The organism is Flavobacterium sp. (assembly GCF_017985075.1).
GTDB lineage: Bacteria > Bacteroidota > Bacteroidia > Flavobacteriales > Flavobacteriaceae > Flavobacterium.
Window position 1 is genome coordinate 24414 of sequence record NZ_JAGNYF010000012.1, and the last position, 23839, is coordinate 48252.

17 protein-coding genes and 1 pseudogene are annotated in these 23839 nt (G+C 33.4%); 16 read left to right on the top strand and 2 right to left on the bottom strand.

Translation table 11 applies throughout. The features are described 5' to 3' along the window. The first annotated feature begins 19 nt into the window (after nt 1–19). The 13 genes from rimP (at nt 20) to KA468_RS04295 (ending at nt 16247) form a co-directional block, all read left to right on the top strand. Entirely contained in the window at nt 20–487 is a 468-nt protein-coding gene (gene rimP, locus KA468_RS04235; RefSeq protein WP_291241689.1) for a ribosome assembly cofactor RimP, read from the top strand. A gap of 14 nt (nt 488–501) precedes the next feature. Beyond that, nucleotides 502–1743 (top strand): transcription termination factor NusA, encoded by a 1242-nt coding sequence (gene nusA, locus KA468_RS04240; protein ID WP_291241690.1) that lies wholly within the window; start codon nt 502–504, stop codon nt 1741–1743. Nucleotides 1744–1796: 53 nt separating this feature from the next. Next, nucleotides 1797–4622, top strand: a complete 2826-nt coding sequence (infB, locus tag KA468_RS04245; RefSeq protein WP_291241691.1) for a translation initiation factor IF-2 — start codon at nt 1797–1799, stop codon at nt 4620–4622. Between the two features lie 193 nt (nt 4623–4815). Next, nucleotides 4816–5418, top strand: coding sequence for a flavin reductase family protein (locus KA468_RS04250; RefSeq protein ID WP_291241692.1), 603 nt, complete (start codon nt 4816–4818; stop codon nt 5416–5418). A gap of 40 nt (nt 5419–5458) precedes the next feature. After that, nucleotides 5459–7750 (top strand): bifunctional salicylyl-CoA 5-hydroxylase/oxidoreductase, encoded by a 2292-nt coding sequence (locus tag KA468_RS04255; RefSeq protein ID WP_291241693.1) that lies wholly within the window; start codon nt 5459–5461, stop codon nt 7748–7750. Between the two features lie 6 nt (nt 7751–7756). Further along, nucleotides 7757–9337 carry an AMP-binding protein gene (locus KA468_RS04260; protein ID WP_291241694.1) on the top strand — a complete coding sequence of 527 codons (1581 nt, stop codon included), beginning with the start codon at nt 7757–7759 and terminating at the stop codon, nt 9335–9337. A gap of 41 nt (nt 9338–9378) precedes the next feature. After that, complete coding sequence (locus tag KA468_RS04265) at nt 9379–9798, top strand: thioesterase family protein (protein ID WP_291241695.1); 420 nt, start codon at nt 9379–9381, stop codon at nt 9796–9798. Between the two features lie 54 nt (nt 9799–9852). Then, nucleotides 9853–10833 (top strand): carbon-nitrogen hydrolase family protein, encoded by a 981-nt coding sequence (locus KA468_RS04270; RefSeq protein ID WP_291241696.1) that lies wholly within the window; start codon nt 9853–9855, stop codon nt 10831–10833. A gap of 3 nt (nt 10834–10836) precedes the next feature. Next, entirely contained in the window at nt 10837–12087 is a 1251-nt protein-coding gene (locus tag KA468_RS04275; RefSeq protein ID WP_291241697.1) for a serine hydrolase, read from the top strand. Nucleotides 12088–12111: 24 nt separating this feature from the next. Then, nucleotides 12112–13227: a cupin domain-containing protein gene (locus KA468_RS04280; RefSeq protein ID WP_291241698.1), complete on the top strand. Its 1116-nt coding sequence runs from the start codon at nt 12112–12114 to the stop codon at nt 13225–13227. Between the two features lie 24 nt (nt 13228–13251). Beyond that, on the top strand, nt 13252–14427 hold the full coding sequence (locus tag KA468_RS04285; RefSeq protein ID WP_291241699.1) for a retropepsin-like aspartic protease: 1176 nt from the start codon (nt 13252–13254) through the stop codon (nt 14425–14427). Nucleotides 14428–14482: 55 nt separating this feature from the next. After that, the gene (locus tag KA468_RS04290) at nt 14483–15391 is read left to right on the top strand and encodes a fumarylacetoacetate hydrolase family protein (RefSeq protein WP_291241700.1); all 909 of its coding nucleotides are present in this window, start codon (nt 14483–14485) and stop codon (nt 15389–15391) included. Nucleotides 15392–15497: 106 nt separating this feature from the next. Continuing rightward, nucleotides 15498–16247 carry an Asp/Glu racemase gene (locus tag KA468_RS04295; RefSeq protein WP_291241701.1) on the top strand — a complete coding sequence of 250 codons (750 nt, stop codon included), beginning with the start codon at nt 15498–15500 and terminating at the stop codon, nt 16245–16247. Between the two features lie 70 nt (nt 16248–16317). On the opposite strand, the gene KA468_RS04300 is transcribed toward KA468_RS04295, so the two are convergent. Both KA468_RS04300 and KA468_RS04305 read right to left on the bottom strand, forming a co-directional pair. Beyond that, complete coding sequence (locus KA468_RS04300; protein WP_291241702.1) at nt 16318–18516, bottom strand: TonB-dependent siderophore receptor; 2199 nt, start codon at nt 18514–18516, stop codon at nt 16318–16320. A 52-nt stretch (nt 18517–18568) separates the two neighbouring features. Beyond that, nucleotides 18569–18961: an SPOR domain-containing protein gene (locus KA468_RS04305; RefSeq protein WP_291241703.1), complete on the bottom strand. Its 393-nt coding sequence runs from the start codon at nt 18959–18961 to the stop codon at nt 18569–18571. Nucleotides 18962–19169: 208 nt separating this feature from the next. Here KA468_RS04305 and KA468_RS04310 point away from each other — a divergent pair, with 208 nt between their 5' ends. The 3 genes and pseudogenes from KA468_RS04310 to KA468_RS04320 form a co-directional block, all read left to right on the top strand. After that, entirely contained in the window at nt 19170–20498 is a 1329-nt protein-coding gene (locus tag KA468_RS04310; protein WP_291241704.1) for a cytochrome c3 family protein, read from the top strand. 31 nt (nt 20499–20529) lie between these two features. Next, a complete protein-coding gene (locus KA468_RS04315; RefSeq protein ID WP_291241705.1) occupies nt 20530–23595 on the top strand; it encodes a TAT-variant-translocated molybdopterin oxidoreductase in 3066 nt (1021 codons plus the stop codon). A gap of 24 nt (nt 23596–23619) precedes the next feature. After that, a pseudogene (locus tag KA468_RS04320) lies at nt 23620–23839 on the top strand (hydrogenase); the annotation flags it as partial.

Sequence of the window (23839 nt, forward strand, 5' to 3'; positions counted from 1 at the left end):
CGTGCCTCTTTTTATAAAGATGACATTTAAAGAAAAAGTAAAAAGCTTGCTTGACAAAGCGTTAGAAGAGAACACACAATTGTTTCTGATTGATTTAGATTTTTCAGAATCAAACAAAATTTCCGTTATCTTAGATGGTGATTCTGGTGTAAATTTACAAGATTGTATCAATGTAAATAAGTTTTTAGATAGCGGGTTAGAAGCAGAAGATGTAGAATATTCTATTGAAGTTGCCTCGGCAGGAGTGTCTTCGCCATTAAAATTGGTTAGACAATATAAAAAAAATATAGGAAGAACAGTAAAAGTAAAAACCATTTCTCAAGGCGATTTTGAGGCTACATTATCTTGTGCAGATGAACAAACAGCTACATTATCTTGGAGTGCAAGAGAACCAAAAGAAATAGGTAAAGGAAAAGTAACCGTTCAAAAAACAATCACAATTCCTTATTCAGACATAAAAGAAGCAGTAGTAATAATATCATTTTAAAAATAAAGCATACCATGGAGAATATTGCATTAATAGATTCATTTTCAGAATTTAAAGACGACAAACTAATCGACAGAGTAACCCTTATGGCTATTTTGGAAGATGTGTTTAGAAATGCGTTGAAAAAGAAATATGGTTCAGATGACAATTTCGATATTATCATAAATCCTGACAAAGGAGATATGGAAATTTGGAGAAACCGTGTAGTTGTAGCTGATGAAGATTTAGATCTTGAAAACGAAGAAATCACATTAACAGAAGCTAGAAAAATCGAACCTGATTTTGAAATTGGAGAAGAAGTATCTGAAGAAGTAAAATTAATCGATTTAGGTAGAAGAGCTATTTTAGCGTTACGCCAAAATTTGATTTCTAAAATTCATGAACACGATAATACCAATCTTTACAAACAATTTAAAGATTTAATTGGCGATATTTATACTGCCGAAGTACACCATGTACGACCAAAAATGGTAGTTTTAATGGATGACGATGGAAATGAAATTATCTTACCTAAAGAAAAACAAATTCCAAACGATTTCTTTAAAAAAGGAGAAAATGTAAGAGGTATTATTGAAAGCGTTGAGCTTAAAGGAAATAAACCTCAAATTATAATGTCAAGAACAGCACCAAGTTTCTTAGAGAAATTATTCGAACAAGAAATTCCTGAAGTTTTTGATGGTTTAATTACTATTAAAAAAGTAGTTAGAATCCCAGGAGAAAAAGCAAAAGTTGCCGTTGATTCTTATGACGATAGAATTGATCCAGTTGGAGCTTGTGTAGGTATGAAAGGATCTCGTATTCACGGAATTGTTCGTGAATTAGGGAACGAAAATATCGACGTAATAAATTACACACAAAACACTCAATTATTTATTACAAGAGCGCTTAGCCCAGCTAAAGTTTCTACAGTAAAAATTGATGAAGAAAATAAAAAAGCAGAAGTTTTCTTAAAAATTGAAGAAGTTTCAAAAGCCATTGGTAGAAACGGACAAAACATTAAATTAGCGAGTCAATTAACTGGATACGAATTAGATGTAATTCGCGAAGGAATTGTTCAAGAAGAAGACGATGTGGAATTAAGAGAATTTAGTGATGAAATTGAAGAATGGATTATTGAAGAATTCGAAAAAATTGGTTTAGATACCGCTAGAAGTATTATCGATAAAGATGTTGCTGATTTAGTAAGAAGAACGGATTTAGAAGAAGAAACCATTTTAGAAGTTATCAACATCTTACAACAAGAATTAGATAGCTAATCTACAATTAATTTAGCATCACAATCACAAAGAAAATTAAGCAAAAAACAAATATGTCTGAAGAAAGAGTAATACGAATAAGTAAAGTTTTAAAAGAATTCAACATTTCACTTGATAGAGCTGTTGACACCTTGAAAGAAAAGGGTCATACCATTGAGCATAGTCCCAATGCAAAAGTTTCTCAATTGGAATTCGACGTCTTGTGCAATATTTTTTCGGCCGATAAAGGAAATAAAGTAGCTTCGAAAGAAGTTGGCGAAGAAAAGAAAAAAGAAAAAGAAGCACTAAAACGTGAAATCGAAAAAGAACTTGAAGTAAAACGTCTTGCAGATGAAGAAAGACAAAAACAAGAAATAATAAAAGCAAAAGCAGTTGTTGCCGCACCAGTTTCTTTGGGAAAAATTGATTTAAATCCAAAAAAACAGGAAGCACCTAAAACAGATAAACCTGTTGCTGCTAAAGAAAATAATGTTGTTTCAAAAGAAGAAAAAACAGTTGTTGCAGAAAAAACTTCAGACAAACCTGCAGAAACGGTAAAAAAATCTGTTGAAAAAACAAAAGTGAAATCAGAAGAACCTTCAGTTCAACCTCAAGAATTTAATGCTGATGGTACAGCAATTGAAGTGAAGTTAGATACACAATACACGAAACTTTCAGGCGCTACTTTCACGGGTCAAACTATTGATTTATCTCAATTTAATAAACCTAAGAAAAAGAAAGAAGAATTTAAAAAACCAGGAACTCCAGGTGCTGCCGCAAATAAACCAGGAACTCCAGGCGCTCCAGGTTCAGCAGCAAATAAAAGAAAAAGAATCGTTAAACCAGGAACGCCAAATGCAGGTGGTACGGGCGGAAATACGCAAGGCGGAGGTCAAGGTGGTTTTGTAAAAAGACCATATCAAGGCGGACAAGGTGCTGGTGGCTTCAAAAAACCAGGTTTTAACAAATCAACTCCGGTTGTAAAGGTTGAGCCAACGGAAGAAGAAGTAAAAAATCAAATTAAAGAAACTTTAGAAAGATTACAAGGAAAAGGTAATAAATCTAAAGCGGCAAAATATAGAAGAGATAAAAGAGATACGCACCGTCAACGTACTGATGACGATTTAGCACAACAAGATTTAGAGAGCAAAATCCTTAAAGTAACAGAATTTGTTACGGTTGGTGAAATTGCAACTATGATGGATGTGCCAATTACAAAAGTAATCGGAACGTGTATGTCTTTAGGTATAATGGTAACCATGAACCAACGTTTAGATGCTGAAACATTAACAATTGTAGCAGATGAATTTGGTTACGAAATGCAATTTATCACAACCGACATCGAAGAAAATGCAGTAATTATTGAAGACACTGAAGAAGAATTAGAATTCAGAGCACCAATTGTTACCGTTATGGGTCACGTCGATCATGGTAAAACATCGTTATTAGATTATATTCGTAAAGCAAACGTTATTGCTGGAGAATCTGGAGGAATTACACAGCATATTGGTGCCTATGGAGTAACTTTAGATGGTGGTCAAAAAATCGCTTTCTTAGATACACCAGGTCACGAAGCCTTTACAGCGATGCGTGCTCGTGGTGCTCAAGTTACCGATATTGCAATTATTGTAGTAGCGGCCGACGACGACATAATGCCTCAAACAAAAGAAGCAATTTCTCATGCACAAGCAGCAGGAGTTCCAATGATTTTCGCAATCAATAAAGTGGATAAACCAAATGCGAATCCTGAGAAAATTAAAGAGCAATTAGCAGGTATGAATTTACTTGTAGAAGATTGGGGTGGAAAATACCAATCTCATGATATTTCTGCAAAGTTCGGACAAGGAATTCCAGAATTATTAGAAAAAGTATTATTAGAAGCTGAGGTTCTTGAACTAAAAGCAAATCCAAATAAACCAGCACAAGGAACTGTAGTAGAAGCACAATTAGACAAAGGTCGTGGTTATGTTTCTACAATATTAGTACAAGCTGGAACTTTAAAAATTGGTGACTACATGTTAGCGGGTAAAAATCATGGTAAAATTCGTGCCATGTTTGATGAAAGAGGTAACAATGTAAAAATTGCCGGACCTTCAACACCAGTATCTGTTTTAGGTTTAGACGGAGCGCCAACAGCAGGAGACAAGTTTAATGTGTATGAAGAAGAAAGAGAAGCAAAACAAATTGCAACAAAACGTGCACAATTAGCTCGTGAGCAATCGGTTCGTACACAAAAACATATTACACTTTCAGAAATTGGACGTCGTATTGCTTTAGGACAATTTAAAGAATTAAACATTATCCTTAAAGGAGATGTGGATGGATCTGTAGAAGCCCTTTCTGATTCGTTCTCTAAATTATCAACAGAAGAAATTCAAATTAACATCATTCATAAAGGAGTGGGAGCGATTACAGAATCTGACGTATTATTAGCTTCTGCTTCTGATGCGATTATTATCGGATTTAACGTTCGTCCTGCAGGAAATGCAAAAGCTTTAGCAGATAAAGAAGAAATTGATATCCGTAATTATTCAATTATTTACGCCGCTATCGACGATTTAAAAGATGCGATGGAAGGTATGCTTTCTCCAGAATTGAAAGAAGAAATTACAGGTACTGCCGAAATTAGAGAATTGTTTAAAGTATCTAAAATTGGAACAATTGCTGGATGTATGATTACAGATGGTAAAGTAATCCGTAACAACAAAATCCGATTAATTAGAGAAGGTGTGGTTATTTTCACAGGAGAATTAGTAGCTTTAAAACGTTTCAAAGACGACGTAAAAGAAGTGTCTAAAGGATACGATTGTGGTATGCAAATTAAAGGATACAATGATATTAAAGAATACGATATTATTGAAAGTTTCCACGAAATTGAAATCAAAAAGAAATTAAAATAAAATTTCTTTAAAATATAAAAACCCAATTCTCATATTAGAATTGGGTTTTTTTTTGTTCTATTATTTTTCTATCCCTTTTTTTAAACGAAAAATAAAACAATAATTAGTAGAAAATCTTTAAACATTAAACCTAAAAAAAATATAATTATTATTATTTTTAACTTATTTTTGAAGATATTAAATAAAATCTAAAATGCAATTCGATATCAAAAACACCGAATCTTCGGCTTTATATAAATTATTGACAGGAACTGTTATACCAAGACCTATCGCTTGGGTAGCCACAATCGATGAAAATGGAATTGATAATTTGGCGCCGTTTTCCTTTTTTAATGTAGTGAGTGAAGATCCGCCGCACATTATGTTTTCAACGGTTCGAACGGGTAATAAAAATAAAGACACATTAAATAATATTCTCGGCAATCAGCAATTTGTAGTCAATTTAGTTACGGAAGATGTTGTAGAACAAATGAATACTACCTCACAATCGGTTGCCGCTGATGTAAACGAATTTGAATTGGCAAACGTAACTCCAATAGAATCCATTTACATCAAACCAAAACGAGTAAAAGAAAGCTTGGTGCAATTTGAATGCGAAATGGTACATCATTATTTTATCGAAAAGCATCAAAATGGTGGCGCGTGTATTATCATTGGAAAAATTATTACAATGCATATTGACGATTCAATTTTGATGGAAAATCATAAAATAAATTTAGAAAAATACAAACCTGTCGCAAGATTAGCAGGTTCAAATTACAGCAAATTAGGAGAAATATTCTCTATTAAAAGATAATTTAATTATCAATTACCCATTGTTAATTATCCATTAAAATATGAAAATAACAGTTATAGGTGGTGGTCCAGGCGGACTTTACTTTTCGATATTAACCAAAAAAGCAATGCCGCATTGCCAAATCGATATTTATGAACGCAATAAGCCCGATGATAGTTTTGGATTCGGAGTTGTGTTTTCAGATGAAACCTTGGGCGAATTTCTAAAACGCGATATGAAATCGTATGAATTAATTAGAAGTAAATTTGCCTATTGGGATGATATTATTATAGCGAGAGATGGCGAATCCGTAACTATTGCAGGAAATGGTTTTTGCGGTTGTTCCAGAAAAACCCTTTTGCAATTATTGCAACAACGTTGTTTAGAAGAAGGTGTGAATTTGCATTTCGAACAAAATGTAGATGATTTAACACAATTTGCAGATTCCGATATTATTCTGGCAACTGATGGAATTGGAAGTGCCATTCGTACACAATATCAAAAGGAATTTGGAACAAAAATTGAATTGAAAAAGAACCGCTTCGTTTGGTTAGGCTCCACAAAACCGTTAGATGCTTTTACATATTTTTTCAGAAGTACACCTCACGGAACCATCGTGGCACATTCGTATCAATATGAAGAAGGTATGAGTACTTGGATTTTTGAATGTAGCGATGAAACCTGGAAAAAACACGGTTTTGAAGTAACCAATGAAGCCGATACGATGGCAAAAATTGCCGAAATCTTCAAAGATGAATTAGATGGCCACCCACTAATTTCAAATAAATCACACTGGCGTCAGTTTCCGCATGTAACGAATGAAAATTGGTATTATAATAACATTGTTTTATTAGGTGATGCCAAAGCTACAGCCCATTATTCTATTGGTTCAGGAACAAAATTAGCTATGGATAGCGCTATTGGATTATCCGATGCGGTGATAGCTCATCCAACTAATGTTCAAGCCGCTTTTGTTCAATACGATAAAACCCGAAGAAATACGGTTGAAATGATTCAGTATGCCGCCATTGTTTCATTAGATTGGTTTGAAAATATGGATCGTCATATGCAACATACATTTCAGCAATTTGCTTTTGGCTGCATGACACGTTCCAAAAAAGTAACGTATGAAAATTTACGCTTAAGAGATAGTTCATTTACAGATAAAGTTTTAAATGAATTTAACGATAATTGTCATTCTGAACTTGTTTCAGAATCTCCTGCCTTTACGACTTTCAAATTAAGAAATTTAGAGTTACAAAACCGTATTGTAATGTCCTCTATGGGGCAATATTTAGCAGAAAACGGATTGGTAAATGATTGGCATTTTCAGCATTATACATCAAGAGCCGTTGGTGGTTTAGGATTAATTCTGACCGAAATGACCGCTGTTTCTGATACAGGAAGAATTACTGAAGGATGCGCAGGTATTTATACTATAAACCAAGTAAACGCTTGGAAACGAATTACTGATTTTATTCACCAATATACTCAAACCAAAATCGGAATTCAATTGGGACATTCTGGAAGAAAAGGCTGTTCAAAAATTCCTTGGGAAGAACAATTTCAAGGTAATAAATGGGAGTTGCTTTCGGCTTCTGCCTTTCCTTTTAATGAGAATTCTGATTGTCCAAAAGAAATGACTTTGGAAGATATGCAATTGGTTAAAAATCAATTTGTGCAAGCCGTAAAAAATGCTAACGAAGCTGGTTTTGATATGATTGAATTACAAGCACATCACGGGTTTTTATTGGCGACTTTTTTGTCACCGTTAACTAATATTCGCACCGATGATTTTGGCGGAAGTGTTCAAAATCGTTTAAAATATCCCTTGGAAGTGTTTACTGCTATTCGTGAAGTATTTCCAAAAGAAAAGCCAATTTCTGTTCGAATATCCGCTACTGATTGGGCTGAAAACGGAATTTCAGAAACTGATGTTTTTGTTATTTCAGAAGCGTTTAAAAAAGCAGGTGCGGATATCATTAATGTATCCACAGGAAATACGGTTGCTAACCAAAAACCACAAACCGGCAGAATGTGGCAAACGCCTTTCTCAGATGCAGTTCGGAATACGGTTCATATTCCAACAATAACTGCCGGTTACATTCAAGATATTGACCAAATTAACACGATTATTTTAAACGGAAGAGCCGATTTAGTTGCTTTAGGAAGACCATTATTATTGGATGCTAATTTTGTACGAAATGCGCAAGCGTACGAACAATTTCGCGCAACAGATATTCCAAATTCCTATAAAATGGGCATTTCACATTTGTATCCATTAAAAGCTTCAGAGCGAAAACAAATGGAAGGCATGAAAAAAGCATTGAAACCGAAAAGTAATAAGAAGTAATAAATAATGAAGGATAATTTTGCTCAAATAAATTTACCTAAACTGGAATTACAACCAGAATATACCTTTTTGGATTTTCCACAATTCCAACATTCAGAAATGTTGAATTGCTTAGATAAACTATTAGATTCTCACATCAAAGAAGGTCGAGGAAATGCAGTTTGCATAAGAACCTTTGAAGAAACCTGGACGTATCAAGATTTGTTTGAAAAAGCCAATCAAATTGCACATGTTTTAGTCGAAGATTTTGGTTTACAATCTGGAAACCGTGTCTTGTTGCGTTCGGCGAATAACCCAATGATGGTAGCTTGTTGGTTTGCAGTTTTAAAAGCAGGTGGAATAGTCGTAGCCACTATGCCCTTATTGCGTTCTAAAGAAATAACCACTATAATTGATTGTGCTGAAATTTCACACGCCTTTTGCGACAGCTATTTAGCTGAAGAAATGAATTTAGTCCAATCAAATTTTCTAAAAAAAGTGAGTTTCTACAGAAATTCCGATTTAGAAAAGCTAATGGAGTCTAAACCAAAAACATTCGACAATTATCCCTCAAAATCTGATGATGTGGCACTAATTGGCTTTACTTCTGGAACTACTGGTTTACCAAAAATGACGGCGCATTATCACAAAGATATTTTAAATATTTGCGAAGCGTTTCCAAACTATTCCTTACAACCTACTGAAAATGATATATTTATTGGAAGTCCGCCAATTGGTTTTACATTTGGTTTAGGCGGATTGGTGTTGTTCCCGATGTATTTTGGAGCTTCTACTTTTTTAATTGAAAAACCAAGTCCTGATGTGTTGTTACAAGCCATTCAAGAGTATAAAATTACGATTTGTTTTACTGCTCCAACCGCTTGGCGAGTGATTACCACCAAAATTCAAGACTACGATATTTCGAGTTTACGAAAATGTGTTTCGGCAGGTGAAACGTTACCTTTGAAAGTTTGGCAAGATTGGTTTGATGCCACAGGACTAAAAATTATTGATGGAATTGGTGCTACCGAAATGTTACATATTTTTATTTCATCCAATGAAGAAAATATGAAACCAGGCGCTACTGGAAAAGCGATTTCAGGTTACGAAGCTAAAATTATTGACCAACAAGGCAACGAATTACCAAGAAATGAAGCTGGAAGATTAGCGGTTCGAGGAATTACAGGTTGTAAATATTTGAATCGAGAAGAAAAACAACGCGAATACGTTGAAAACGGCTGGAACATTACAGGTGATATTTTCCGACAAGATGAAGAAGGGTATTTTCATTTTGTGGCACGTGGCGATGATATGATTATTTCTTCAGGCTATAATATTGCAGCAATTGAAGTAGAATCCGTACTTTTAACACATGAAGCTATTTTAGAATGTGCCGTTGTGGGTTTACCCGATGAAGAACGAGGGATGTTGGTTTGTGCGCATATTGTTTTAAAAGAACAAGAAATGGCAGATGAAGCATTAAAAATTCAGATTCAAAATTGGTTTAAAATCACAGCAGCGCCGTATAAATATCCAAGAGTAATTAACTTTGTTACAAGTTTGCCAAAAACAGAAACAGGGAAAATTCAAAGATTTAAGTTAAAATAATTAGTACTAATTTTGTAATTAGTGTTTAAAATAACAGAAATATGCAATTTATAAAACAAGAAAAAGTCCGTTTTCAACATATAGATTATGCCGGAATAGTTTTCTATCCGAGATTTTTAGAAATGCTCAACGGTTTAGTTGAAGATTGGTTTGAAGAAGCCTTAGACCGACCTTTTTCAAAAATGCACGAAACCAATGGTATTCCAACAGTTGATTTAAAAATTCAATTCAAAAACGCTGCACGTTTGGGCGAAATCTTAACTAAAAAACTTTGGGTAAAAGAGTTAAAAAACTCGTCTATTCTTTGTGGATTTGAGTTTGAAAACGAAAGCAATACTATAGTTTTAGAAGGTGAAGTTACCTTAGTAAATGTAGCTTTCAACCCAGAAAGAAACGGCATCAAAGCCGAACCTTTTTCAGAAGAAATGAAAGAGAAAATTAATAAATATTTAAATTCATAAAGACTTAGCGAAACTCTGTGATAACTTAGTGAAACTTAGTGTAACAACATAAATATGGAATTCAAAAAATTCAAAGCCGCAACCGTTCAAACCTCACCCGTATTTCTAAACGTAGAAAAAACAGTGGATAAAGCCATTTCTTTTATTAAAGAAGCGGCCTCAAACCAAGCAAAACTTATTGCTTTTCCCGAAGTATTTATTTCAGGATATCCCTATTGGAATTGGATTATGACGCCTGTTCAAGGAAGCAAGTGGTACGAAGAATTATATAAAAATTCGGTCGACATTTCTGGACCTGAAATCAAGAAATTATGCTTGGCTGCTAAAGAAAATGATATGCATATCGTGATGGGGATCAACGAACGAGGCAAAAGCTATGGCGAAATTTACAATACCAATTTAATCATCGATAATAAGGGCGTTATCATCGGAAAACATAGAAAATTAGTGCCAACTTGGGCAGAAAAACTGACTTGGACTTCTGGTGATGGTTCTTCGTTGAAAGTATATGATACTGAAATAGGACCTATCGGAACTTTGGCGTGTGGCGAAAACACCAATACTTTGGCACGTTTTACACTACTTTCGCAAGGTGAATTGATACATATTGCCAATTACATTTCGTTACCCGTTGCGCCACCAGATTATGATATGGCGGAAGCGATTAAAATTCGTGCTGCTGCGCATTCTTTTGAAGGAAAATTATTTACGATTGTGTCGTGTTCCACGGTTTCTCAAGAAATCAAAGACGCATTACGTGCCGATGTGCCAAATGTAGATGAATTATTAGATAGAAAAAGTTCGGCATTCTCTGGATTTATTGGACCTAACGGAGCTGTAATCGGTACACCATTAATTGATGAAGAAGGAATAGTATATGCTGAAATTGACTTAGAAAAGTGCATTCAACCGAAACAAATGCACGATATTTTAGGACATTACAACCGATTTGATATTTTCGATTTACGAGTAAACACTGCTCCCACTCGAAATATTACATTTATTGATAATCACGAAGACTTTAATAAGAGATAAAAAATGAAAAAAATAATCATATTTTTATTTTCGTTGCTGCTATATTCTTGTGCTAAGAAAGAAAAAATACATTCTTCTGAATTTCTTTTAGCTCAAAAGGAACTTACAAAACAATTGACAAAAATTAGTAAGCAAACTGACTTTAATGGTTTTGGAGTAGCGATTGTAAATGAAAATGAAGTGTTATATCAAAATGGCTTTGGATTAGCTAATTTGGAACCCAAGCAAAAATATGACGAAAATACAGTTCAAAATATTGCATCTGTATCGAAAACATTTATTGGTATTGCCATACTTAAGGCACAAGAATTAGGAAAATTGCAATTGGATGACCCAATTAACAAATACCTTTCTTTCAAAGTCACCAATCCATATTATCCCAATATTCCAATTACCATTAGACAATTAACCACACATACATCTTCAATAAATGATAATGAAGTTTATATGAAAAAAACAATCGTATTAAACGACACTATTAATCTTAAACAAAATCTTGATATTGATATTTTACCAACAAAGTTTAATCCACCGTCTGCTAAAATATCTATAGAAGCATTTTTGCAAAACACATTGGATAATAGAGGTAAATGGTATTTTAAAAATGTATTTCTGAACAAAAAACCTGGTGAAATTTACAACTATTCTAACATTGGAGCAACGCTTGCAGCTTTAGTCTTAGAAAAAGCAACTGGGATTTCTTATGATAAATTCACAACAGAACATATATTAAAACCTCTTCAAATGAATTCGTCTGGATGGAGCTTTGATTCGGTTAATTTTTCGAAATGCACAAACACCTTTCAAGATAAAAGTACACCCTATCCATTTTATTCCTTAAATACCTATCCTGATGGAGGTATGCTAACAACTTCCAAAGATATGGGGAATTATATTAGTGAGCTTTTGAAGGGGTTTTTAGGAAAAGGTACCTTATTGAATAAAGAAAGTTATCAAGAATATTTTAGACCTCAACTTCAAGCTAAAAACTTCATAGATAGAGATACAAGTGAATATGGAGATTATAATATTGGAATTACAATGACTATGTTTCCATCGGGTAATTTTGGGCATTTTGGAGGAGATCCTGGACTTTTTTCCGTTATTCAATTTGATAAAAAGAAAAAAACAGCCAGATATTATATTATAAATACCAATCCAAGTGGACCAGAAACAAATAAATATCACAAGCAAATTAATGATGCTTTAGATATATATACAGAAAAACTAAACACATTAAGCAAATTAGAATAGTTATTACGATTTAAAATAAAAACTATGGAAGAAAATAACTTTTCAGATGACCAAATCGGTCGTGCAAGAGTACAAGATTCACCCGAATTAGTTGCCTATTATAAAGAACTTGAAGCTTTAGGCGCAGGCGCTTTATGGACAGTAGCCAATGACATCGAACCTTGGGAACCGCGTTCGTCATCTGTTCCAATGCTATGGAAATATGATGATTTACGTGATTTAGTTTTAAAATCATCCGAATTAGTTACACCAGAACAAGCAGGTCGTCGTGTGGTTTATTTGGTAAACGACAAACGTAAAGATGTATCAGCAGCTGTCGGTTGGTTGTACACTGGAATTCAAGTTACGCGTCCAGGAGAAAGTACTTCGGCTCACCGTCATAAGGCATCGGCATTGCGATTTATTATGGAAGGTGAAAAAGGCTATACCGTTGTGGATGGTAATAAAATTATGCTTGAAGTGAATGATTTTGTTATTACACCTAATTCCACTTGGCACGAACACGGCGTGGAAGAGGGCGGAAAAACCTGTATTTGGCAAGATGGTTTGGATATTCCGTTGGTCAATGCTTTGGAAGCTAATGACTATGCGGTGTATGATGGCAAGCAGCCTTTAGTAAAACCGCTGAATTATTCACCAATAATGTATGGCTGCGCTGGATTAATTCCAGCTGACAAAACTTGGGACAAGCCGTATTCACCATTATTCAAATATTCCTGGAAAAACGTGTATCCAGCACTTTTAGAAGCTCAAAAAGTCAATGAAATCAATTCATTTGATGGAATTTTTATGCAATATTCCAATTCGTTAACAGGCGGACATGTGATGCAAACTATGGGTGCGGCAATGCAATTATTACCGGCAGGTTTCAAGGGAAAAGCACACAAGCATACAGGTTCGTTCGTATATCAATGTGCGAAAGGAAAAGGTTTTTCCATCATCAACGGACAACGTTTCGATTGGAAAGAAAGAGATATTTTCTGTGTTCCGAGTTGGGCTTGGCACGAACACCACAATTTATCCGAAACCGAAGACGCTTGCCTATTTCAATTCAACGATTTACCAGTAATTGAAAGTTTAGGGCTTTTTCAATCAAGAGAATTGGAAGAAAATAATGGACATCAAATAACCCTAAAATAAAAACAAATAAAATAGAATTGAAATATGAAACATTTACTAGTCTTAGTTCTTTTATTAATTAATTCTTTAATTTTTGGTCAAGTTAATTTTAATCAAGGCAGCATAAACCTTAAAGAATATTATGAAGTTATTCCATATCAAACAGAAATAGGAAAAATAATACTTCCTGTTACTATAAATAACAAAACATATCGATTTTTGTTAGATACTGGGGCACCTAATTTATTCTCTCCAGAATTATTGAAAGAATTAAATGTTACTGAAGGTGATTCAATAAATGTAAATGATGCAAACAATCAAGATCAAAAAATGAAATTCGCCGTGGTTCCTCAACTAAAAATTGGTAACCTTAGTTTTGAAAATCAAGCAGGTTTAATTTATAATTTTGAAGAACATAATTTACTTAGTTGTTATAAAATTGATGGTTTTATAGGTAGTAATTTATTGAGAAATTCTATTATTAAGATAAATGGTGCAAATAAAACTATTATTATCACCAATAAAATAAAATCATTAAATATTGATAAAAAACCAATTAAGATGAAATTAGATTGGAATCAAAAATCACCCTATGTAGAATTAAAATTTGTAGGTAAAAATAATGAAAAAGCTTCAGATATGGTTCTTGTGGATACCGGTATGGATGGTCTTTATGATATGTCAAAAAGAGCTTATTCGATTTTTGAAAAAAGTAAAATTTTTGAAGCATTATACTCTGCTACAGGTATTGGAGATTCGGGTCTTTTTGGTGCGGGTAATAGCAATGAACAAAAATTGCTTGAAATTGAAAACGCTAACTTAAACCAACAGATCATAAATAATATAATGGTTTCAACAACCTCAGATGATAACTCAAGAATTGGATTAGATATTCTAAAATATGGAGATGTAACTTTAGATTTTTTAAATAAAAAATTCTATTTCGAATCTACCAAAATTATTGATGTAAAAGAAAAAACACCGAAGTTTTATACTTCTGTACAAAATGACAAAGTAGTTATTGGTATAGTCTGGGATGAAAAGCTAAAAACATTAATGAATACAGGCGATGAAGTTATAAGTGTTGATAAAATGGATATTACTAATATTTCTCTTTGTGATTTTTTAAGACTTAAAAAAGATTGGAAGAATAAAGATAGTTATATTTTAAAAATAAAAAATAAAGAAGGTCAAATCAGCGAAATTACTATTGAAAATTAATAACTATAAAAAGCTTTGCTACTTTGTAACTTAGCAACTTTGAAACATAAAAAATATGAAACTACTTACCTACAAAACACAAGACACAGCACCTCGTTTGGGCTTTATTCATAATAACCAAGTTGTTGATATGGAGGATTTTGGCGAAATTTCTAATTTTCCATTAGCTAACGATATGTTGGAATTAATTGATATGGGATTTGAAATTATTGCTGAAATAAGCGAACTAATTTCGGAAACACCAGAAAATTTCTTCGAAGAAATTGCTTATGAAATGAATGAAGTTACGGTTTTAGCGCCTATCGAAAAACCAAGAAAAAACATCATCGGAATTGGGTTAAATTACACCGAACACGTATCAGAAAGTGCCCGTGGATTAGATACAACTGGTAAATTACCAACAAAACCAATCATATTTTCCAAACCACCTACAACAGTAACGGCTACGAATACGGAAATTATCAAAAACACAAAATTAACTTCTCAATTGGATTGGGAATGTGAATTGGCAGTTGTGATTGCTAAAAAAGGGAAATATGTTGCTAAAGAAGATGCAATGGATTATGTTTTTGGTTACACCGTAATTAATGATATTTCAGCGCGTGATTGCCGTAGAGAAGGACAATGGATTGTATCTAAAGGTCAAGATACTTTTGCGCCTATGGGACCTTATTTAGTTACAAAAGACGAAATTGAAAATCCACATAATTTGAATTTATCGTTAAAAGTAAACGGAGTTGAAAAACAAAATTCGAATACCAAATTTATGCTTTTCAATATCAATGATTTAATTGAAGATTTGAGTATCGTGTTTACCTTAGAACCAGGCGACATAATAGCAACAGGCACACCAGCAGGCGTTGGCGCAGGTCGTGACCCACAAGAATGGATGCATAATGGTGATGTGGTAGAAGCCACAGTGGAAGGCATTGGAACAATTGTAAATACGGTTAAAGAGATATAAAGTTATTACACAGAGTTCCACAGAGAAAAGCACAGAGTAACACAAAATTTTTTGTAAATCTTTGTGAAAACTTTGCGAATCTCTGCGAAACAAAACAAATAATAATATGAAAAAATTTAGAATAGGACAAATAGTTCCATCCTCAAACGTAACGATGGAAACCGAAATACCAGCCATTTTTCGCTCACGTGAAACCATTTTACCAGAGCGTTTTACGTTTCATAGCAGTAGAATGCGTATGAAAAAAGTCACCAAAGAAGAATTGGAAGCTATGGATGCGATGAGTTTGAAATGTGCTCAAGAATTGTCAGATGCTCACGTTGATGTGATGGGTTATGCCTGTTTGGTAGCGATTATGAGTATGGGACGCGGGTATCATTGTGTGTCGGAAGTAAATTTACACCAAGAAACAATTGCTAATGATTTTCCAACACCTATTGTTACTTCAGCAGGTGCATTAATTAATGGACTGAAGGTTTTGGGTGCAAAACAAATTTCGATTATTACGCCGTATATGCGACCATTAACCGATATGGTAGTGGATTATATCGAAAATCAAGGTATCAAAGTAAAACAAAGTATTGCTTTAGAAATTCCAGATAATTTGGAAGTAGCGGCTCAAAACCCAATGAATTTATTGGAAATCTATAAACAATTAGATTTGACAGATGTAGATGTTTTAGTTGCTTCAGCTTGTGTGCAAATGCCATCGTTAGAAGCCATAGATTTAATTCAAGCCGAATGTGGAATTCCTGTTACTTCTGCAGCTGTTTGTACGACTTATGAAATGATGAAAAAAATTGGAATCGAAGCTAAATCCGCTATTGGTGGAGAATTATTGAGTGGGAAATATTAATCCAATTAACAGCATAAAAAAATGCGTTCTGAATATAAATCAGGACGCATTTTGTTTTCATATAGGATGTTTAAAAACTATATTTTGCACCACCATATATATTTCTTCCACCTGCGTTAATTCCAGAAGCAAAATTTCTATATTGCGTATCTAATAGGTTTTCTACACCTGTAAATAAAGTAAATCCTTCTATTGATTTTGTTGCCGCTTTAAAATTATACGTCTCCCAAGCTGGCATACCATTTGCTGGAGCATATACCAAATTGTCTTCACCACTTGTAGAATAATCACTTAAGTGTTTTTTTCCGTTAAACAGCATATAAGCTTCAAAATTCGCCCATTTTGGCGTATAATTAATGCCTAATTTTCCAAAATATGGAGGAATATGATCTAAAGGTCTTTTGTTTCCATCAGTAGTAACTCTTCCTAAAGTAATATTGTACGAACCATTAAATTGCACGTTTTTAGCCAAAGTTGTTTTTATATTTCCGTTCACTCCAGTTACAAAAGCTTTTCCTAAATTTTGATTGGCAATTACGTTTCTTACATCACCGCCACCAAAATCGTAGGTGTTTTGACCATTAAAAGTAAATTTATCTGTTACAATAGCATCGTATAATTGCGTGTAAAAATAGGTAGCATCAAATTGATGTTTGTTCGATTTAGATTTTAAAACGAATCCAAAATCTCCAGTAATAGTTTGTTCTGGTTTCAAATCTTTATTTGGAACAATTAAAGTTCCTGCGCCAGATTCAAATATTTTCGCTAAATCATCAATATTTGGCACTCTGAAACCAGAGCTTACATTGGTTTTAAGTATAAAGTTTTCCGATGCGTTATGCACTAATCCTATGTTTCCGCTATAGGTTAAGTTTTGTTGTTTTATTTCATTAAAAGGTAAAGTCATTATTGAATTATCAGCTATTGTGCTTTTAAGAGTAGCGTATCCAACTCTTGCACCCATTGAAAAATTAGTAACCACATATCTTTTAGAAGTATAAGAAACATAAATATCATTTCGCATCATGTTATTTTTTCCGTTTGGATATCTTGTATCTAAAGGAACTATTAAGCCCGTATTTATGTTATTTTTAAAGGCGGTTGATTTCAAATCATCATAGTAATTTTCCATACCATAATATATATTTCCTTTTTTTAATTTAGTTTCAAAATTCGCAGCTAATGAATATATATTTACATTTTCTATTCTATTTTGAAGGTTGTAATTTCCAAAATTTCTGTTTACACGGCTTTCTTCCACATTTTGATAGCCTGCATCTAATTTGAAATCTGTATTTGCGAATACATTTTCTTTTTCTAAACTGTACACCCCTAAAAGTCTTTTTTGTGGTCCGTAGTACCATTTGGCACTTTTCAAACCAGAAGACGATGGATCGGTTAATCTATCGTATCTATTAATGTTTGAAGAGGTTGAGTATTGAAAATTGGCGTTATGAGTATACCCATTTTTAGATGTATAAACTATTTTTTGCATGAAGTTGTACTGTTTAAAAGCACTTCCAATTTGTACATATTTGTTGTCATTTGAAGTTAAAATATCAACCCCATTTATGGTTTCAACATATTTCGTTCTTTCTCCGAAAAAATCGCCGTTATGATTTTTAGATTTTCCCATTTTCAAATCACCAAAATCATTGTATGAAAAAGCGGTTAAAGACGCAAAATTCTTGCCTCCATAATTAAGGTCAAAATACCCTGATTTTTCCTCGTTTACAGAAGAATATCGTGTATTAAAATTTCCAGTAAAACCATCAATTAACTTTGCGTTTTTCGTAATCATATTTACCGAACCTCCAAGAGCGTCACTTCCATATAGGGATGAGGTAGGTCCGTATTGAACTAAAGCTGTTTCTAAGAAATTTTCATCAACGGTAATCACATTTTGTAGGTGTCCAGATCTAAATATAAGGTTGTTCATTCTAACACCATCTACTAAAAGTAAAATTCGGCTGGATTCAAATCCTCTAATCACTGGACTTCCACCACCTTGTTGTGATTTCTGAACAAATAAAGCGCCAGAATTTGATAACATATCGGCAGTGCTTTGAAAGTTTTGAAATTCTATTTTTTCTTTTGAAAAGATTTCAATTTGTGAAGGTGTTTGATTTTTATCAATTGTAATTTTCTTAGAATTGATTTTTATTTCTTCAATGTTTTGTGTTTTGATACTGTCTTTAATTTCTTGACTAAAAGATAGTTGCGAAATTAATAGTAGAAAAAAGAAAAGAAATGTGTAGTTTTTTAACATATTAAATTTATTTAAAAATAACACATCAAAAATTATGCCATATAAGTTGGTTTTATTTTTTATTAGGTTCTATAATTACAGCACTTAGATATTTCTTTTTTATACTAATAAGTGCTTTTTCTGCTTCAATTTTACTTTTAAAACTCCCAACCCAAACTTTGTATGAAGGATTACTAAAAACGATGGTTCCGTCGGTTTGTAAAAATTCTTTTTTAAAAGCTAGTAATGTTTTTTTTGAGTCCTCTATATTCCCAAAAAATATTTGAATTTTAAATTTGTCATTTATAGTTATGCCGGAATTGTTTTTTCGTTTTTCAAGGAGCAATTTTTCAATTTTTTCATCTTGTTCTATACTCGTTTCATTAGTTTGTGAAAAAATATTTTGTGTTGTTAAAAGTGTGGCAACTAAGATTGAAAATGTTCTAATTTTTTTTAAAGTCTTCATAATGAATGATATTTATTGCAAATTTATTACTTAGATTTAGATTATAAGCCTTAATCTTATTTAGAATTAAAATAAATTACATTTTAAGATAAATTTAGGGTTTTTATAATTATTCTAATGTTGTATTTTTGTCAAAGTTTTTAAAAAAGTATGATGAAGCATTAGCTAAAACCATACCAAAAAATAAGTTTGATAATTAATTTTTAATATGAAAAAGTTGGGTAACCCTAAATCGTTTTCAAAAACTATCTTTTCTTTAGCACTTTCTGCATTTTTTGCAGTAGGTGTTTCTGCGCAAGAAGCTGTTGCAGCTGCTGCGCCTGCTGCAGCTGCAGCGGCACCAGCAACTGGTTCAGGTGATCCAGTAAAAGGAAAAGAATTGTTTAACACTAATTGTGCCGCTTGTCACAAATTAGATGCAAAAATGACTGGTCCTGCATTGAGAGGTGTTGGCGATAAGTATGACAAAGAATGGTTGTACAAATGGATTAAAAATAGTTCAGACTTAATTAAGTCTGGTGATGCTAAAGCAGTAAAAGTGTACGAAGAATTTGCAAAAGCAAATATGACGGCTTTTCCTCAATTATCTAATGGCGACATTGATAACATTATAGCATACACTATGGAAGTTGCTCCGGCAGCGGAAACTCCAGCTCCTAAAAAATCTGTCGATCCAGATGGTGGTGATGGTGTATCAAATAACTTAATATTAGGTGTGTTAGCATTTGTGTTAGGTATTTTGGTATTTATGTTGGTTACTGTTAAACGATTATTGAAAAATGTAATAGAGTCTAAAGGCCTTGAAGTTGCAGAAGCACCTAAAGGATTACCTTTCTGGAAAGCATTTGTAAAAAATCAGTTTTTAATGGTGGTAACGGCTATATTATTCCTTTTAATTTCTGCTTACTATATGTATGGTTATTTTATGCAAATTGGAGTAGATCAAGGATATGAGCCAATTCAACCTATTCATTATTCACATAAAATTCACGCTGGTGAAAATGGTATTGATTGTAAATACTGTCACTCATCTGCAAGAGTTTCTAAAAATGCGGGTATTCCTTCGTTAAATGTGTGTATGAATTGCCATAAAAACATTGCTGAATTCCAAGGCTCTAAAGATTCAACTTATGTAGAATATACCAAAGAATTTTACACAGGTGAAATTCAAAAATTATATGACGCAGTAGGATGGGATAAAGCCACTCAAAAATACACAGGAAAAACGAAACCAGTGAAATGGGTAAGAATTCATAATTTACCAGATTTTGTATATTTCAACCACTCACAACACGTAACCGTTGGTGGTATTGAATGTCAAAAATGTCACGGTAAAGTTGAATCATTTGAAGTAATGAAACAAGACCAACCTTTAACTATGGGATGGTGTATTAACTGTCACAGAGAGACAAATGTGAAAGTTGAAGACAATGGTTATTACAAAAAAATCCACGAACAATTATCTAAGAAATTAGGTGTTTCTAAGTTGACAGCTGCTCAAATGGGTGGTTTAGAATGTGGTAAATGTCACTATTAATAATAATATAAGAAGTTAATATCTATATACAATGGCATCAAACAAAAAATACTGGAAAAGTGTTGAAGAACTAAATGAAAATAGTTCTATTGTTGAGGCGTTACAAAGCAACGAATTTGTAGAGCAAATTCCTGTTGATGCGTTTTTAGGTGATAAAGAAAATCTTTCTAATTCATCTACTTCACGTCGTGACTTTTTAAAGTACGTTGGTTTCAGTACAGCCGCAGCATCATTAGCAGCTTGTGAAGGGCCGGTAATTAAGTCAATTCCTTATGTGGTTCAACCAGAAGAAATTATCCCAGGTGTAGCAGATTATTACGCTACAACTATAGCGGATGGGTACGATTTCGCGAATATTTTAATTAAAACTCGTGAAGGTCGTCCTATTAAAGTTGAAAACAATACAACTGAAGGAGCTGTAACAGGAGCAAACGCAAGAGTTCATGCTTCCGTTTTGTCTTTATATGATAATTTAAGATTGAAAAATCCTAAAATTGATAAAAAAGAGGCATCTTGGAATGAAGTACATGCAAAAGTGAAATCTGGTTTTGCAGAAGCAAAGGCTAAAGGTGGTCAAGTTGTTATTTTAACAAATACTACTGCAAGTCCTTCAACAGACAAATTAATCTCAGATTTAGCAACTAAATATACAAATGTTAAACATATTATATATGATGCAATTTCTGATTCTAATGCTTTAGATGCTTTTCAAGCGGTTTATGGTTTCAGAGGTTTAGCAAATTACAACTTCGCTAATGCAGATACAATAGTTTCTGTTGGAGCAGATATCTTAGGAGATTGGCAAGGTGGAGGTTTTGATGCAGGTTATGCAAAAGGACGTATTCCGAAAAACGGAAAAATGTCTAAACACATTCAAATTGAAGCAAATATGTCATTGGCAGGTGCCAATGCAGATAAAAGAATTCCTTTAACTGTTGCTAATCAAAAATTAGCTTTAGTAAAATTATACAATGCTGTTACGGGTTCAAATGTTTCTGTAAATAGTGTTGGTGCTTTAGATAAAGAAGTAGAAAAAGCAGCACAACAATTAAAAGCCGCTGGTTCAAAAGGGGTAGTGGTTACAGGTTTAGATGATTTTGATGCACAATATTTAGTGTTGGGTATCAATTTAGCTTTAAAATCTGAAGCTTTTAATCCTTCTGATGCTAAGTTAACCAGAAAAGGTGATGCAAAAGCAGTTGCTCAATTAGTAGCTGACATGAATGCTGGAAAAGTTCACACATTAATTATGAGTGGCGTAAATCCAGTATATACTTTAGCCAATTCAAAAGAATTTGTTGCAGGTTTAGGTAAAGTAAAATTATCAGTTTCATTTTCTACTAAAGAAGATGAGACAGCTGTTAAGACTACAATCGCTGCTGCTGCAAGTCATTACTTAGAATCTTGGAATGATGTTGCAATTACACGTTCAAACTATAGTATTGCTCAGCCAACAATTCGTCCATTATTCAATACGAAACAATTTCAAGAAGCATTATTAGCTTGGAATGATAATGTTACACCATATTATGATTTCTTAAAAGGTTTTGCTTCTGCTAATTTAGGTGGAAAAACTTGGAACCAAGCAGTTCATGATGGTTTTGTTGTAACTGCTGCTGGAAATGTATCTGCTCAAGCAGGTAATTTTGGAGCTTCAGCTACGAAACTTTCAGGTGCAAAATCAAATGGTTTAGACTTAGTTTTATATAGTAAAGTCGGAATGGGAGACGGGCAACAAGCCAACAACCCTTGGTTACAAGAGTTTCCAGATCCAATTACAAGAGTTTCTTGGGATAACTATGTAACTGTATCTAAAGCAGATGCTGAAAAATATAAATTAGAAAACTTTAATGTAGCAAACGGAGGTTTAAACGGAAGTTATGTTTCAATTAAAGTTGGAAATGCTACTTTAGAAAATGTACCAGTAATTATTCAACCAGGTCAAGCTGCTGGAACAATTGGTTTAGCTTTTGGTTACGGTAGAAAAGAAGCTTTAAAAGATGAAATGCAAACTGGTGTTAATGCATATACTTTATATGCAAACGGTAATGCAAATCAATCGGCTACGGTTACTTTAACAGAAGGTGAGCACGAATTTGCTTGCGTACAATTACAAAGAACTTTAATGGGTAGAGGTGATATCGTAAAAGATACTACTTTATCTATATTCAATAAAGCGAATGAAGCGGGTAATAAAGAAATTTATAATCCAACACCAGTGGTTTCATTAGATCACAAAGAAGTTGCTGCTACATCAGTAGATTTATGGGCTTCTTTTGACAGAACTACAGGTCATCATTTCAACTTATCTATCGATTTAAATTCTTGTACAGGTTGTGGAGCATGTGTAATAGCATGTCACGCTGAAAATAATGTACCAGTAGTTGGAAAATCGGAAATAAGAAGAAGTCGTGATATGCATTGGTTAAGAATCGACAGATATTATTCATCTGAAGAAACTTTTGCTGGAGATATTACTACTAAAAACAGTTCTGAAGGTTTAACAGGTACTATTTCAACTTTCCAAGAATTAGAAGATCCTTCTGCTAATCCACAAGTGGTTTTCCAACCTGTAATGTGTCAGCACTGTAACCACGCTCCATGTGAGACGGTTTGTCCAGTTGCAGCTACATCGCACTCTCGTCAAGGTCAAAACCATATGGCATATAACAGATGTGTTGGTACGCGTTACTGTGCGAATAACTGTCCGTATAAAGTACGTCGTTTCAACTGGTTCTTATATAACAAAAATGACGAGTTTGATTACCACATGAATGATGATTTAGGTCGTATGGTATTAAATCCAGATGTAAATGTACGTTCTCGTGGGGTTATGGAAAAATGTTCTATGTGTATCCAAATGACTCAAGCTACTATATTAAAAGCTAAGAAAGAAGGAAAAGAAGTTGGTAAAGACGATTTCCAAACGGCTTGTTCTGCGGCTTGTACTTCAGGAGCTATGATTTTTGGAGATGTGAATAATGAAGCATCAGATGTTGCGCAACTTTTAGAAGACGACAGAATGTATCATTTATTAGAAAGCATTGGAACAAAACCAAACGTGATGTATCATGTTAAGGTAAGAAACGATAAATAATTATTAATAGAAACAATATAAAGGATTATGTCTCATTACGAAGCACCCATTAGAAAACCTTTGGTTATTGGTGATAAATCTTATCACGATATAACTGTAGATGTAGCTCGTCCAGTAGAAGGAAGAGCTAACAAATTATGGTGGACAGTATTTTCAATAGCATTAGCTGCGTTCCTTTGGGGACTTGGTTGTATGGTATACACAATCACAACAGGTATCGGTACTTGGGGTTTAAATAAAACAA